We start from the raw sequence: 16,093 nt of genomic DNA on the forward strand, positions 1-16,093 counted from the left end.
AAAGATTGTGCAGCACAGACTAAATCTTTTAAAAAACGAAAAACTCTTAACTATTACTACTCTCATTTCTCATACTCGTCAAAAAAATGGACGCGACCATGGTAAAGTCACATCCATTATTTCGTTTGAATATTTTAAGAGATTGTCCGCAAGCTTTCGATCCGTTCTTGGACAGCCGCTTGTTTTTCTAAATAATCTTTTTCTTTCGCCCGTTCTTCAGCTACTACGTTCTCAGGTGCATTTGCCACGAAGCGTTCATTTGCTAATTTCCCTTGAACGCGTTTCACTTCGCCGTTCCATTTTGCTAATTCTTTTTCAAGACGTTTGATCTCTTCTTCAATGTTGATCAAGCCAGCTAATGGCAGATAGATCTCTGCACCAGTCAATACAGCAGACATCGCCAAATCAGGTGCTGTAATGTCGCTTGCAATCACCAATTTTTCTGGATTACAGAAGCGTTCGATGTAGCTGGTGTTTTCGATTAAGAATTCATCGACTTTTGCATCATTCGTTTTAATCAATAAAGTGATCGGTTTTGAAAGCGGCGTATTTACTTCAGCCCGAATATTCCGAACCGAACGAATCAGCTCTTTCAAAACTTCCATTCCTTTTGCAGCTGTTTCATCATTGTTTTCTGGATGAACCACTGGATAATCTGCAACAACTAATGATTCGCCAGTATGAGGAATCTTCGCCCAAATTTCTTCTGTCACAAATGGCATGATCGGATGTAATAGGCGCAAGGTTTGGTCCAATACATAAACTAAGATACTCTTTGTCGTTTGTTGAGCCGCTTCATCTTCCCCATAAAGAATTTCTTTACTCATTTCAATGTACCAGTCACAGAAGTCATCCCACATGAAGTTGTACAATTGACGCCCAGCTTCACCAAACTCGAATTGATCAAATAGGTTCGTCACTTTTTCAATGGTTTCATTCAAGCGCGTCAAGATCCAACGATCTGCCACTGTTTTCTCACCAGAGAAGTCAATATCCTCAGCTGTAAAGCCTTCAACATTCATGATTACGAAACGAGAGGCATTCCAGATTTTATTAATAAAGTTCCAAGCAGCGTCCATTTTTTCATAACTGAAACGCACGTCTTGACCAGGTGCAGAACCGGTTGATAAGAACCAGCGTAATGCGTCGGCGCCGTATTTTTCAATGACATCCATAGGATCAATCCCATTGCCTAATGATTTACTCATCTTGCGACCTTGCTCGTCACGGATCAAACCGTGAATCAAAACATTTTTAAATGGACGTTCATCTGTAAATTCCAAGCTTTGGAAGATCATTCGGCTAACCCAGAAGAAGATAATATCGTAACCAGTAACTAACGTGCTGGTTGGGAAATAGCGTTTGTAGTCTTCGCTGTCTTCATCCGGCCAGCCCATTGTAGAAAATGGCCACAACGCCGAACTGAACCATGTGTCCAATACATCTGGATCCTGCTCCCAATTTTCACTGTCAACAGGAGCTTCCATGCCCACATACATTTCGCCGGTTTCTTTATGATACCAAGCTGGAATACGATGGCCCCACCATAATTGACGAGAGATTACCCAATCGTGAACATTTTCCATCCAGGTCATAAATGTGTTGTTGAAACGTGGCGGGAAGAATTCCACCGCGTTATCCGTATCTTGATTTTTTACTGCTTGATCAGCTAGCGGCCCCATCTTAACAAACCATTGAGTCGATAAACGCGGTTCTACAACAACGCCAGTACGTTCTGAATGCCCAACGCTGTGAACCATTTTTTCAACCTTGATCAGACGACCGATTTCTTTCAAATCGGCAACAATCGCTTTACGCGCTTCAAAACGATCCATTCCTGCATATTTGCCGGCTAGTTCATTCATACTTCCATCTGCGTTCATTACATTGACCCGCGGTAAGTTATGACGATTACCAACCTCAAAATCATTCGGGTCATGGGCTGGTGTAATTTTTACCGCCCCTGTTCCAAATTCACGTTCTACATAACTATCCGCAATAATCGGAATCTCTTTTTCAACTAATGGTAAAATCACTGTTTTACCGACTAAATCTTGATAACGCTCATCATCAGGATGTACAGCAATTGCAGTATCCCCTAGCATGGTTTCTGGACGAGTTGTCGCAATTTCCAACACGCCGCTGCCGTCAGTTAACGGGTAAGAAACATGATAAAAGGCACCCTCTAAATCTTTATGGATCACTTCAATATCAGATAACGCCGTTTTTGCTTGCGGGTCCCAGTTGATGATGTATTCTCCACGATAGATCAAATCTTTTTCGTATAAAGAAACAAAAACTTTGCGAACCGCATCAGACAATCCATCATCAAGCGTGAAGCGTTCACGGCTATAATCAAGAGATAAACCTAGCTTCGCCCATTGCTCACGAATATGTCCAGCGTATTCTTCTTTCCATTCCCAAACTTGATCGACAAATTTTTCACGACCAAGATCATAACGGGAAATACCTTGTTCTCTTAATTTTTCTTCAACTTTTGCTTGTGTTGCGATACCCGCGTGGTCCATCCCAGGTAGCCATAAAGTGTCAAAGCCCTGCATCCGTTTTTGACGGATGATCATATCTTGTAACGTTGTATCCCATGCATGGCCTAAGTGTAGTTTTCCAGTTACGTTTGGTGGCGGAATAACAATCGAATAAGGTTTAGCTTGTTTATCCTCTGATGGTTTGAATAAATCTTGATCTAGCCATTTTTGGTAGCGTCCCGCTTCAACTTCTTGCGGATTGAACTTTGTTGGTAAATTTTCAGTCATATTGGTTCCTCCTAAAATTAATGAATAAAACTTCGATACAAATTTTCTTTAGATGAAACAAATCGGGGCAAATTCCTGCACAAAAGACTATTTTTCGAAAATTTCGAGAAATAACCTTGATTGTCATCGCATACGATTTTTTTAGTCACGATAAAGCCCGCAGTCGACTCAAAGTACAAAAACAGAACTGACAGCTAGCTCATAGTAGATGAAATCATTTTCCAAAAAAACTGAAAAATGAATCTATCTTCGTACGCATACGATCAGGCTAAATTGGCTGTACACTAATTTGTAAAAAACTATTATTAAGTTTCAAGCATGACAAACTGCAAAAAGCCTGACTCGCAAAAAAGCCCTAAAACACAATTGTGTTCTAGGACGTAAAATACGCGGTACCACCTAAATTGCAGAAATAATCTGCCGCTCAAACATGTATAACGGTCATGTGCCGTGCGTTCCTACTTACTTCAGATCGCAGAACTCCCAAGCTACCTTCCATGAGTCAAAGTGAAAATGTTTCAGCCAGGCATCTTCTCTCTACTACTTTGTTGCTCATGTACTCCTCTTGATCATCGTCTGACTCATTCTACAATGAAGTCAGAAACTTGTAAAGCCCTACTGTCTGTCAAAGTAAATCAATGTCTGCAATTCTGAGGTCAAATCAATATAATGAACATGGACATTCTCAGGTACTTTCAACGGATCTGGAGCAAAATTTAAAATAGCTGTAATGCCGTTAGCCACCACTTGATCAATCGCCTCTTGAGCATTTTGACTCGGGACAGTTGAAATCGCAACCGTGATATTTTCTTTAGCTAACACATCATTTATTTCATCAATCGAATAGATATGATAACCACAAAGTTCTTTGCCGACCTTTTCGGGATCATTATCAAAAGCACAAACAATATTCAAATTTTCATTGCGGCGAAAGTTGTTGTTCAAAAGTGCTTGCCCTAAATTACCGCAACCAATTAAAGCGATCCTTTTTTCTTCCTTTGTTTCCAGCATATCACTAAAAACCTTAATCAAGTCATTGACATCATAACCGTATCCACTGCGCCCAAGTTCACCAAAGTGAGAGAAATCACGACGAATCGTCGCAGACCCGACTTGAGTCATTTTACTAAGCTCGGAAGATTTGATGCGGGTAACCCCATTTTTTTCTAATCCTTTCAAACAACGCAAATACAAAGATAATCTTTTAGTTGTTGCTTTCGATAACTGTGGCTTTTGAATGATCCGTTCCATGATCGTACTCCTTGTTCGTTTTAATGTAATAATTTTTTTCAAAAATTAGGTTGATTCTCACGCCGTATACCATTCCTCTAACCTGCTAAAGTAGGAAGGGAAACTGGCATCCTTGTTCGTTTTAGTGTAATAATTTTTTCTAATTAGTTTGACACACTCTTTGTTAAACACTTCACATAAATAATTCTAACATGTAAAAAAAGCAATAACAATCTTTTGCAAAAAAAGAGCAAGAAAGTGTCCTTTCTCGCTCAAATTTCTATAAAAAGTCTGCAAATTCTGTATTCTTTTCTACCTTAGCAGGAGTGATTTCTTCAATCTTCAATCCAGCTAAGCAACGAGCCATCAATCCTTCGATGTCGAAGCGCTCTTCTAGTTCCAAAACTTTTTCTAGTTTTGGCCGCGTCTTCGGTTGAGGTGGCGCAAAAATTGTACAGCAATCTTCAAAGGGCTGAATTGCTAACTCAAAGGTATCGATTTTTTCGGCCAATTCGATAATTTCGGTTTTATCCATCGTTACAACTGGACGAATGATCGGCGTTGTTGTCACCTCATTGATAGCTACCATACTATGTAAGGTTTGTGATGCTACTTGCCCAAGTGACTCTCCATTAATGATCACTAACCCATGGCGCATTTCACGAATCGCATCTGTCAAACGCAGCATCATCCGACGTGTCAATGTCATCCAATAGCCTTGCGGACTATGGGCTTTGATTTCCTCTTGAATCTCTGTGAAAGGTACTTCGATAAATTGAATGCCACCCACATAGGGTGTCAATTTTTCTGTTAGGTCTTTCGCTTTTTGTAACGCTTGTTCACTAGTATAAGGAGGGCTCGCAAAGTGAACCGCTTCGATCTCCACTCCTCGTTTCATCGCTAAATAGCCAGCCACCGGAGAATCGATCCCGCCAGACAGCATCAGCATTCCGCGTCCGCTCGTGCCAACAGGCAATCCACCGGCACCCTTGATTGTTTCATAAGACAGATAGGCACTGTCACGGCGAATCTCAACGCGTAGATTGATATCTGGACGTTTCATCTGGGCCTGGATTTCTGGGCAAACATCCATCACTGCATCCCCTAGAAATTGCTGGATACCATGACTATCTAACTCAAAGCTATGGTCACTGCGTTTTGCCGTGATTTTAAACGTTTCTTTTCCTGTATAAATTTCTTTCATAATTTGCTGCGTCATCTGTTTTAAGGCATCCAGATTTTTTTCCACTCGAATACTCGGTGAAAAAGTTTGAATTCCAAAAACTTTTTTTAGTTTCGGTAAAACTAAGCTGCTGTCTTCGCCATTTAGTAAAATATGCATCCGATCACGATCCGCTTGAATCTTTAGATTAGGAAACTCTGCTAATGCCCCACGTACATTTTGTGCTAAACGCATGATAAAGCTACGACGATTTTTGCCTTTCGTCGATAGTTCACCGTAACGCACCATAATTTCTGTATATTGCACGATCATTCTCCTTTAATTAATTTTCGAAAATCTTTCGTAAAGATGATTGAATACCACCATAAATTGCTCTGCCTCTGCCATCGTATTCGCTTCATCTAAGCTGACACGCACAGCTGTTGTCGCGATTTCATGAGGTACATTCATCGAGTGCAGCGTTGAACTGTCCACTTTTTTTCGACTAGAACAAGCACTCGTAGTTGAGACGAAAATCTGTTTTTCCTCTAAAGCGTGAACTAATACTTCTCCCCGTATTCCTTTGATCCCAAAAGTTAAAATATGAGGGGCAAAGTTTTCGTCACCAGAGAAGATTGTTACTTTATCATAGGTCGCTAAAGCTTCCTTTAAATATTGGCGAATGACTGCCGTATGGTTTGGGCGTTCGGCTTTTTTCTCGATGTGCAGCCGCAACGCCCGACTCATAGCAACGATCGCTGGAAGATTTTCGGTTGTTGCCCGTTGTCCGTTTTCCTGTCCGCCGCCAGTTAATAGTGGTGCCAACTTTTTGCCAGCTTTCCAATAGATAAAGCCGACGCCGCGCGGCCCATGGAACTTATGAGCGGAAAACGTCGCAAAATCGACTCGAGGCGTTAACCATTTTGCTTGTTCCACTTTTCCAATCGCCTGTACAGCATCTACGTGAAAGTGAATGGTTGGATAGTTTTCCAAAACTTCACCGATAGCTTCAATCGGTTGGATTGCTCCCATCTCATTATTGACTCCCATAACAGAAACCAAGATCGTTTCAGGACGAATCAACTCGGCCAATTTATCGACTTGGACAAAGCCGTTACTGTCCACGGGCGCAACGCTGACTTCAAAACCAAGTTCTTTCAACTGGGCTGCCGTGCGACTGACTGCTGGATGTTCTACACTAGAAATGATGATATGGTTTCCATACTCCCGCTTTGCAATGGCTGTACCTTTTATCACCCAGTTATCGCCTTCTGTACCGCCGCTGGTAAAAAAGATTTCATCGGCTTGCACATCCAATAATTCTGCGATCTGTTTCCGCGCTTGCTGCAGTAAGCGGTTCGCTTGTGTTCCTAAGTCATGCAAGCTTGAGGGATTCCCCATGATGCGTTGACTGGTTTTTACATATGTATCAAGTGCTGATGGATAAATTGCCGTCGTCGCACTGTTATCAAAATAAATCATTCTCTGACCTTCCTTCAAAAATTCTTTCCTATTATAGCGAGAATGCTATTACACTTCAAGTAATCCTTACAAATAAGAAGAGTTTCATAAACTATCACTACTAATAACTTGCTACTTTCTATGAACTCATTTAGGAGAAGGGTTCTTCCCAGTGTATACCATTTCGTTATATAGTATGTTTCGAATACCACAAAAAAATAGAGTGCGCTCACACTCATATAAACTACAATTACAGCAACTAGCAAAAGAAAAAGCCGAGCATATCGCTCGACTTATACTAAATCTCGGTTATTAAAATAGAAATCTTCGATTCGTTTGAACGCCCCTGGCTCAACTCGCTCTAAAGCCGTACCGATTTCATCCAATGCATCTTGGTAACGATATTCTTTATTGAACAATTCTAAACTGTTTTCGATCGCAGCCTTGATCTCAGGATGGGTATGACGGTAACGATTCGCATATTGCATCATTTGTTCTGTTAATGCTGCTGCATCGACTAAATCATAAGTCTTTTGATCCAACATCTCCATGTCTTCATCACAAAGGCTGACTAATTTATTGATATCCTGCATGTTAATGCGGATCTTATTCAATGATTTGCTTAACTCTTCCACACGATCCGTTGCCACAAAGAAGAACTCTAAGTAATCACCTGGCAAACCAGGCAAACGTTGCTGCTCTACATAACGTTTCAAGTTACGTAAACGGAATTCATATTTCTCGATTTTTTCAGAGGCTTCTTTTTCACCTTTGCGTAAATCATGCAAGTCATCATCGATCTCTACTTGTTTTGTTTCAATATCGTCTAAGACTTTAAATGCATCTTTGTAAAAGACTTGAACTTCCGAAAAAGCGAGTTCGTGTTTGTCGATCTGTGGTTCCATGTTGCGGTTGCGACGTTCTAACTCCTCGATCTCCGTTTGGAACCCGCGAGCACGACCTAATTCATTGTTGTTTAGTGCGTAGCTTTGAGAAGTGTGATCCAGTTCAACCATCAATTGATGGTTGTTGTGAGAAGCATGGGTGATATATTCTCCAATCGTCTTGCGATTCGTCAAAACATATTTTTTCGCTTCAAACTCTTTTTCTAATACTGCATACAAATCATCAATCAACTCAGCCGTTTCTTTGTTGGCAGTTTCAACTGTTCCAAGCTCGATTTTCTCTAGATCCTCTAGGGAACGCTCAACATGTTTTTTAACTTTATCTAAGCGTTCTTCAAAATCATCTTCTGGTAAAACAAAATTGTCTACCATCATTTTCTTGTAAGTCTTCTCTAATTCTTCGATTTGGCTTGGGAAGGTTTTTTCTAAATCTTCATAAATCTCAGGAACTTTTTGCATTGTTTCTTGCACTTCGTAAGTATGCTTTTCTGCATCATCTAATACTTCACGTGCTTCGATTGGATCACCTGAAGTATTCAAGGTTACAAATTGAGTAAATTCGATTTCGACATTTTTAACTTGTTTTTGAATCTCTGGCAAAGCAGGTCCAAAGCTGTCTTTCTTTTCCTTAAGATCCTTTTTCAATTCCTCAAAAACATCTAAGGCCTGTTGGACGGCTAATGAGTTGCGTTCTTCTGTCTCACGTAATTCCTTCAATCCGACACGAATACCTTCAACTTCTTCTTCCATCTCACTCATCGTGCGCTCAGCACTTTCGATCGCTGATTTGCCTTTCATAAAACGGAAGGTTTCATTTTGACTCTCAACTTCAAAAATTTGGCTTTCCAATTCAGCGAAAGATTTCGTCGAGACATCTGTCCATTTTTGGTTCCATTCACGGAAAGTATTCTGACTTTGGCCGACAAGGTGCATTTTTTTCACTTCATCGACTTCTTCCACGACAGGAAGATCGAATAACGCTTCTTTCCTTTTATCAAGTTCTTTTAAGCGTTCTTGATTTTTTTTCTTCATCAGATAACCAATCAAGTATAAAACGGCAGCCAAAATGACTAAGCCGATAACGATCCCTATGATTACATTACTTCCCATGTATGATTTTCCTTTCAACTATCAAGATTCAGTTTATTTAATGGTTCACTATTATCTGTTTTTTGGCGAAAACATCTAACGTAGATTATAACACAAAAGACTTTCCTCTTCACTAGCTAGTTTCCAAATCGCTACGAAATGTTTACCGCACAGTCACTCCTCATACTAGCATTTTTTAGAGACCGCTTCAATTACTATAAATTTAAGAAAATTGTAATTTTATTAAATTTTCTATTCGGGAATGCGCCGAATCCCCTTGAAATTGCACGACTTTTCAGATAATATTAAAGCCACATTAAAATAAGAGGTGATTAAAGTGAAAGTGATCAAATTTGGCGGAAGCTCGGTAGCTTCGGCTGAACAACTAAAAAAAGTCTTATCGATCGTTACTGACGACCCTGATCGTCGTTTCGTGGTGGTTTCTGCTCCAGGAAAGCGAACCAATAAAGACAAAAAAGTCACCGACTTATTGATTCAATTTTATAATGCTGTTGTCTACAAACATGAAACTGACGAATTGATCCGTGAAATCGTGGCTCGTTATACTGAGATTGCGGCAGAGTTTCAGGTCGATGACAATATTGAAAAAAACTTTAGTGCTGAATTACGGCAGCTTCAAGAAAATTATGATGAAGCGGATCCATATGCCTTAGACAGCTTTTTAGCAAGCGGAGAAAACTTGAACGCGCAATTAGTTGCTGCATGTTTCTGCAAGAGCGGGACAAACGCCCGCTACATCAATCCAAAAGAGCTCGGCATCACTGTTTCTAATGAACCACAAAACGCCCGGATCTTAGAGGAATCCTATGAGAAGATCTATAAATGGCGCGATTCTGATGAAATATTAATTATCCCTGGGTTCTTCGGCTATACAACTGATGGACATCTTTGTACCTTTTCTCGAGGCGGTTCAGACATTACCGGTTCAATCGTAGCAGCTGGGCTACAGGTCGATATGTACGAAAACTTTACGGATGTGGACGGTATTTTCGCAGCCAGTCCTAAATATATTCACGATCCTGAACTGATCGAATACGCGACCTATCGTGAGATTCGTGAATTGACTTATGCCGGTTTTACTGTCTTTCATGATGAAGCGCTGATGCCAGCCTTCAAGGCACAGATACCAGTAATCATCAAAAATACGAATAATCCGGACTGCCAAGGGACATTGATCAAAAAATCATTTGATAATGAAAACCGTAATGAAGTCGTAGGCGTTGCCAGCGACGGCGGCTTCTGTGGAATAACTGTTGGCAAATACCTGTTGAACCGAGAAGTTGGGATCGTTCGGCGGATTCTGCAAATACTGGAGGATTTAAATATATGTTTTGAACATATGCCGTCAGGAATCGATGATATCTCAATTATTTTACGTGAACGTCAATTGACTCGGGATATCGAGGCAGAATTAATGAAACAAATCGAAGAAAAGATCAAGCCTGACCAGTTGTCAATCGAGCATGGCCTTTCAGTGGTCGCACTCGTAGGTGAGGGAATGCGTGAAAGACCTGGCACTACTTCTGACAGTACCGCGGCTCTAGCTCGCAAAAATGTGAACCTGCGAATGATTTCTCAAGGTGCAGATGAACGCAGTATCATCTTCGCAATCCGCAGCGAACAAGAACGTTTGGCTGTACGATCACTGTATTACACCTTTTTCGATTAAAACATTGTATTAAAAAGGAAAAGCCGTTACTCTGCGGCTTTTCCTTTTTGCTTATCTATTTCGTCTTTGATTAAAGGCTCGGGAGCATACTTGTCTTGCCAGTCTTCCGGCTTCATCACCTTATTTGTTACAGGATGGTACCGGGGCTTGCCATCTGGAAACAGCTTGCCCATATTTGCGCGATGAACAATCTCAAAAATCGGTTGAGGGTCAACACCGATCAGCGCAAATGATCCATAAGTAAAATAGAGCAAATCCGTCAATGCATCGACTTCTGTAATCAGCGGATCAGCTATTTCTTCACCTTTTGCTAAAACTTTTTTCTTCGCCTGATCCACGCTTTCGTGGAGTTTTTCCACTAAATCATTAAACTCCGCTTCATCACCTTCAGCTACTCCATATAAGAATTCCACAATTTCTTCAGCCTTAAAACCCGCACGAAAACTTCCGCGTTCCTTGGAAAATGCTGTTGGCTGCTCTGGAGGAGCCGGTGAAAACGTCTCATGAAATTCGCGTGCCATTTGGTAAGGTTCATTCATTGTCATTCGCTCCATTAAATAATCTCAAAATGCTTTAATGCTTGGTAAATGCCGTCTTTTTCATTCGTTGCGGTCACATAATCAGCCTGTTCTTTGACCTCAGGCAACCCATTTCCCATCGCCACTCCAATCCCGACTTTCTGGATCATCTCAATGTCATTGTAATGATCACCAAAGGCCATTACCTCTTCTGGAGCGATTCCGGCAGCTTTAGTAAATTCCAAGATTCCATGATACTTCGAACCATTTTTAGGAACAATATCAACAGAATAGGGGTTGGAACGCTGGAAGGAACAGTCCGGCAATAATTCCTGTAAGCGTTGGGCTTCGTTTTCCGCACTAAAAAGAACACATTGATAGATGGGTTCCTGTAAAATCGATAGCTTTTTATATCGTCCTTTTTGACGATTCGGACTAAAGGACTGTAATAATCTGCGTGTCGGTCTGACAGGAAACCACCTAGGCATCCAGCCAGCAATTTTTTTCAGCAAAGAATTTTGCGACCATTTCATCAAATGACTGCCATCAACTCGTTGCCGCCCGCCAAAAATAATTTGGCGATGCTCATCATCCGCAAAATTAACGATCCGCTGCAATGTCTCAGCTGAAAAAGGACGCAGATAAATATCCTTTTCCTTTGTGTACACCATCTGTCCGTTGTACATAACAAAGACATCCAGAGGTACTTGTTCGATCCGTTCTTCGATTTTCACCGGGCCTCGACCCGTTGCAACACCGCAAAAAATCCCCTGCTTTTGGGCTAAACGAATCGCTTCACGTGTACTATCTAATATTTTTGAATCACCTGTAATCAAGGTTCCATCAATATCAAAAAAAATGGCTTTTATCATGTGTCTCCCTCATTTAAAATAGATCCATTTGACTTGGATTTAATCCTTCATAATCCAACGCTAAAATTTTTTTCAACTGCATCGCGTTATCCGCAGCATCCCCACCGGAATTATTGTTAAAAATGACACCGACCTCAGCAGTTTCTTTTGCAACTCGCTGGATTTTTTCACCTAATATCTTCAACTCAGCTTCATTGTAGCGATACAGTGTTCGTTTCTTACGCCAGTCGCCTGTTCGGTCATTCCAATAAGCCTGATTCCTTCCATGAAAACGAAAAAGGCTGAAATTCTTATTTGTCACTGTGGTATCTAACGGCACTGTATCTGGCAATTGCGGTTCATCTACCATTACTAAACTGAAATTCAAAGATTTCATTAGTTGCTTAGTTTTTTCGACAAATTCTTTAGCATACCAGCTATAATCTCGCAACTCGATCGCCAGCGGCAAATCATCAAACAATTCCCGCAGTGTTTCTAAATAAGCAACGTTTTCTTTCGTACACTTAAATTGTGCCGGAAATTGCGCTAAAAAGCAAAATAACTTTTTACTTTCGATCATTGGCTGCATAGTTTCCAAAAAATGCTTCTGCATCTCCACCATTGAGGAATAGCTATCCTGCCATTTGGCTTGACCAGTGAATCCGCCGTATAGCTTCACCACAAAACGAAAATCCTCTGGAACTTGTGTCAGCCAGTTTTCAACAGAACTTTTCCTAGTAATACCGTAATAGTTCGTATCTAATTCTACCAGTGGTAAATAACCAGCATACTCATATAGAGAAGAGGTCTTTTTACCAGTCAAACTGCTATGTTCATTAAAAGAAGTTAATCCAATTCGAATCATAGTATCCTAGCCTCCTCCTGCTTCATAGTATACAATAAGCATAGCAAAAAATTAGCTACAATGCGCTAATAACGAATGGAGTAATGAAGATGAAACGGATTCTAATTTTACATACAGGCGGAACGATCTCAATGAGTCAAGATGCCGACGGTGCGGTGCGACCAGATAAAAAAAATCCATTACTAGCAGCCGGACAAGAATTACGTTTGCCCGCTGATATCGAATTGATCGTGGAAGATTTTTCAAACCTGCCTTCTCCCCACATCACTGTTGAGACAATGTTCCAGTTAAAGGAGCGGATCAAAGCAGCAAAACAAGAAGGTTTGGACAGTGTCGTCATCACTCATGGAACCGATACTTTGGAGGAAACAGCATATTTTCTAGAAATTACAATTGGCGATTTAATGCCTATTATTTTAACGGGCGCGATGCGTTCCATCAATGAACTGGGCAGTGACGGCCTCTACAACTTTGAATGTGCCATCCGAGTAGCCGCATCTGAAAATGCTGTTGACAAAGGTGTTCTCGTCGTTATGAACGATGAAGTCCACAGTGCTCGTTATGTGACCAAAACACACACAACCAATGTGGCAACCTTTAGAACGCCAACATTAGGACCGATCGGTTTAGTAACCAAATCAAAGATTCTTTTCAAACAAGAGCTGCCTAAAACAACTCGGTATGATATCGACAGCTTCGATGCCATGATCCCAATCGTTAAGGTATTTGCTGGCATGCAGGGAGATTTCTTTGAAATACTTGATCAAGGTATCACTGTCGATGGTCTAGTAGTCGAAGCCTTGGGAGCAGGAAATATGCCGCCGCAAACGTTGCCGCCATTTTATCATTTATTGGAAAAAGGGCTGCCCATCGTATTGGTTTCCCGTTGTTTCAACGGGATCGCTGAACCAGTATACGATTATCACGGCGGCGGAGTCGAATTGGCCCAGCATGGTGTAATCTTTTGTAACGGGATCAATAGTCAAAAAGCGCGTTTAAAATTGTTGATTGCATTGAATGCTCAGCTTTCAAAAGAAGAATTGAAACAATTTATGGAAGAATAAAACTCTGCATACAGAAATTGAATTCAAACAAATAAAAAGAAGCTGGATCGAAAAAATTTCGATTCAACTTCTTTTTTGCCATAAAATATTGGCTTCGCACGCAAGCTGATCCCCAAGACGGATCTCGTGTCGAGTCTTGACTTCGTCATCCTCGACAACTTCATAGAAGCTCTCGATATCATTGCCATATAATACCTCTTTATCAAACTTCACATTCACATAAGTAGGTTCATGCCGTGTCATAAAATCATACCCAAGCACATCAATCAGCCAGTTGAAATACATCGCGTTGTTGACGTGATGATTACTGTCGAGATCGTAATAGCGTACGTGATACAATTGATGCTGTTCCCCTTCGACTTTTTCAATTTTTGGCCAGCGGCGAATTTTTTTGACCTGCGGTGATTCATAAGGTGCCATCAGTTCCGCGTCAACACTGCTCATTTTCCGATTTTCAATATCCATCAAGACAAAGGACATATCGATCTTCACTAATTCAGACTCGTTGGCATCGTAGACCCAAAAGCTGCGGTAACAGAAATAACGATTGAATTCTGTTGGTTCAGTCACGATCGTAATCTTTTCGCCAACCTGCGGTAATCGATTGATCATTACTTCCGTTTGCGTGATCACCCATGTAATCCCTAAACTATTAAGATACTCAGTTCCCCGCTCCAACTCATCACTTTGATCCGATGAGGCTTTGATAGCAACACTCAACAGCGCAGGAAATGTCATATTTTGATTGATGTCGCACTCGTAATATGCGACCTCGTGATGCAAGGTGTATCTTTTTCCCAATTACTTTCCTCCTAAAGCTAAGACACGATCTACCGCATCTCCATAGCTCTCACCGAACATATTCAGGTGGACTAGTAGATAATAGAGTTGATAGATCGTTAGTCGATCTTGCCAACCTGTTCGCATCGGTGATATTTCTTGATAGCTGTCGATAAATTCCTGACGAAAACCGCCAAAAAGCTGCGACATAGCAAGATCCATTTCTCGATGTCCGTAAGAGACTGCTGGATCGATAAACACAGGTTGTCCATGGGTATCAAAAAAAGTATTGCCACTCCAAAAATCACCGTGTAACAAGGTTGGTTCAAATGACATTGTACCCCATTTTTTATAAACCCACTCTTTAAATAACTGATAATTTTTTTCTCGACGTGTGGTCCAATGATTTCGACCGTTCGCGATCTTAATCTGAACCTCTAAACGATTGGTAAAATAAAAATTCCACCAATCATTCGAACGCTTATTGATCTGAGGAAGCAGACCCATGAAATTGTTTCTCTTATACCCAAATTGATTTGCTTTGATCTGATGAAGCTTGCTCAGTTCGTGTGCCAAATCTTTTTGGTCTCCCTCGCCAGGTTCGATCCATTCCAGCAGCAGAAATGCCTCGTCCTCAAAGCTCCCATGTTGATAAACTTTGGGTACGCGCACCGTCGTACTTAATTCCGCCAAACCATCAACCTCTGCTTGAAAAAAATCTGCGGACATCTGGGGATGATATTTCAAGAAGAAATCCTGTTTTCCATCTGTCACCCGATACGCCTGGTTAATATCTCCGCCGCCGATCGGTACTGCCTTCGATTGTAACTGTAAATGCTTTAGCAATCCATCCATCTCGTCAGCTCCTTACAACAAATATATTTTTTTCAGATCTTCAATTTCTTGTTTGGTCACGCCGATTCCTTCATGAATGAAGTTCATCATCGTGCCGTAATGTTCCTTGATTAGCTTGAAGCTGGTTTGTAAATAAGCTTTTTTAGCTGACATCATGTCTTCGATTCCAGTCAAGGATTCTGCTGGAACACCGGCATTTACAGCTTTTTGATACATTTCCTCGACAGCTTTCTTTAAGTAACGATTTGTTGCCAAATAGTCTTTTGTGATCGTTGTTTGATTCACATCTAAGCTGCTTAATAAAAGCATCGCTCCGAAACCTGTCCGATCTTTCCCAGCTGTACAATGGAAGAGTAAGCTTTCCTTCTCACCTGAATTATCAAGCACCAAATCAAAAAATTTGCGGTATTGCCCCCGTACATGATCGTCAATCACAAAGTGTTTATAAACCTCGACCATTTGCTTATACGCATCTTCCCCGTTCTGCATCCGGCGCATCATCTTTTTAGGTGAAGCTGAAGCAGTTTTTGTTTCCTCAACTGGAAAAATTGGCAAGAAAATATTCTTTGCTTCTGGAATTTCTTGATCCGGTTGAGAATCCCGTTCCTCGATTGAACGAAAATCAACGACCTTTTTGATTCCATATTCGCTTAAATATTTTTTATCTTGCGTATCGATATGATTGATTCCTGCCGAACGAATCAATTTGTGATGAGCGATTTTCCGGCCATCCTTCGTTTTATAACCACCCAATTCCCGCATATTTTCTGCGTGCCGAACAGCTAAATGTTTAGACATCCAACCAACCTCCTTTTTCATTTTTTGAGTACCCAGTCTTGAATACTGTTT

Annotated in this window: 13 protein-coding genes and 1 other annotated feature; of the genes, 2 read left to right on the forward strand and 11 right to left on the reverse strand. The window is 40.9% G+C overall.

Annotation, left to right across the window (positions count from 1 at the left end; translation table 11 throughout):
* Positions 1-134: 134 nt before the first annotated feature.
* From E6139_RS17285 to E6139_RS17305, 5 genes are all read right to left on the reverse strand, one after another.
* Complete coding sequence (locus tag E6139_RS17285; protein ID WP_316404645.1) at positions 135-2,774, reverse strand: valine--tRNA ligase; 2,640 nt, start codon at positions 2,772-2,774, stop codon at positions 135-137.
* A gap of 371 nt (positions 2,775-3,145) precedes the next feature.
* Positions 3,146-3,356, reverse strand: a binding site (T-box leader).
* 33 nt (positions 3,357-3,389) lie between these two features.
* Positions 3,390-4,025, reverse strand: coding sequence for a redox-sensing transcriptional repressor Rex (locus E6139_RS17290; RefSeq protein WP_316404646.1), 636 nt, complete (start codon positions 4,023-4,025; stop codon positions 3,390-3,392).
* 259 nt (positions 4,026-4,284) lie between these two features.
* Positions 4,285-5,493: a tRNA uracil 4-sulfurtransferase ThiI gene (gene thiI / locus E6139_RS17295; RefSeq protein WP_316404647.1), complete on the reverse strand. Its 1,209-nt coding sequence runs from the start codon at positions 5,491-5,493 to the stop codon at positions 4,285-4,287.
* Positions 5,494-5,505: 12 nt separating this feature from the next.
* Positions 5,506-6,648: a cysteine desulfurase family protein gene (locus E6139_RS17300; protein ID WP_316404649.1), complete on the reverse strand. Its 1,143-nt coding sequence runs from the start codon at positions 6,646-6,648 to the stop codon at positions 5,506-5,508.
* A 272-nt stretch (positions 6,649-6,920) separates the two neighbouring features.
* Complete coding sequence (locus E6139_RS17305; protein ID WP_316404650.1) at positions 6,921-8,642, reverse strand: septation ring formation regulator EzrA; 1,722 nt, start codon at positions 8,640-8,642, stop codon at positions 6,921-6,923.
* 316 nt (positions 8,643-8,958) lie between these two features.
* Here E6139_RS17305 and E6139_RS17310 point away from each other — a divergent pair, with 316 nt between their 5' ends.
* Positions 8,959-10,311, forward strand: coding sequence for an aspartate kinase (locus E6139_RS17310; RefSeq protein WP_316404651.1), 1,353 nt, complete (start codon positions 8,959-8,961; stop codon positions 10,309-10,311).
* 26 nt (positions 10,312-10,337) lie between these two features.
* On the opposite strand, the gene E6139_RS17315 is transcribed toward E6139_RS17310, so the two are convergent.
* From E6139_RS17315 to E6139_RS17325, 3 genes are read right to left on the reverse strand one after another with little or no spacing between them, the layout of a single operon-like run.
* Positions 10,338-10,850 (reverse strand): HAD family hydrolase, encoded by a 513-nt coding sequence (locus E6139_RS17315; RefSeq protein ID WP_316404652.1) that lies wholly within the window; start codon positions 10,848-10,850, stop codon positions 10,338-10,340.
* Between the two features lie 14 nt (positions 10,851-10,864).
* Positions 10,865-11,701: a Cof-type HAD-IIB family hydrolase gene (locus tag E6139_RS17320; RefSeq protein ID WP_316404653.1), complete on the reverse strand. Its 837-nt coding sequence runs from the start codon at positions 11,699-11,701 to the stop codon at positions 10,865-10,867.
* Positions 11,702-11,714: 13 nt separating this feature from the next.
* On the reverse strand, positions 11,715-12,545 hold the full coding sequence (locus tag E6139_RS17325) for a DUF72 domain-containing protein (protein WP_316404654.1): 831 nt from the start codon (positions 12,543-12,545) through the stop codon (positions 11,715-11,717).
* 89 nt (positions 12,546-12,634) lie between these two features.
* Here E6139_RS17325 and E6139_RS17330 point away from each other — a divergent pair, with 89 nt between their 5' ends.
* The gene (locus E6139_RS17330) at positions 12,635-13,609 is read left to right on the forward strand and encodes an asparaginase (protein WP_316404656.1); all 975 of its coding nucleotides are present in this window, start codon (positions 12,635-12,637) and stop codon (positions 13,607-13,609) included.
* 63 nt (positions 13,610-13,672) lie between these two features.
* On the opposite strand, the gene E6139_RS17335 is transcribed toward E6139_RS17330, so the two are convergent.
* From E6139_RS17335 to E6139_RS17345, 3 genes are read right to left on the reverse strand one after another with little or no spacing between them, the layout of a single operon-like run.
* The gene (locus E6139_RS17335; protein WP_316404657.1) at positions 13,673-14,410 is read right to left on the reverse strand and encodes an acyl-[acyl-carrier-protein] thioesterase; all 738 of its coding nucleotides are present in this window, start codon (positions 14,408-14,410) and stop codon (positions 13,673-13,675) included.
* Complete coding sequence (locus E6139_RS17340) at positions 14,411-15,244, reverse strand: fructosamine kinase family protein (RefSeq protein WP_316404658.1); 834 nt, start codon at positions 15,242-15,244, stop codon at positions 14,411-14,413. It abuts the gene before it with no gap.
* A gap of 12 nt (positions 15,245-15,256) precedes the next feature.
* Positions 15,257-16,042 carry a tyrosine-protein phosphatase gene (locus E6139_RS17345; RefSeq protein WP_316404659.1) on the reverse strand — a complete coding sequence of 262 codons (786 nt, stop codon included), beginning with the start codon at positions 16,040-16,042 and terminating at the stop codon, positions 15,257-15,259.
* Between the last annotated feature and the right edge of the window lie 51 nt (positions 16,043-16,093).

The sequence above is a fragment of the Enterococcus sp. genome (assembly GCF_032555305.1).
Classification (GTDB): Bacteria; Bacillota; Bacilli; order Lactobacillales; family Enterococcaceae; genus Enterococcus_A.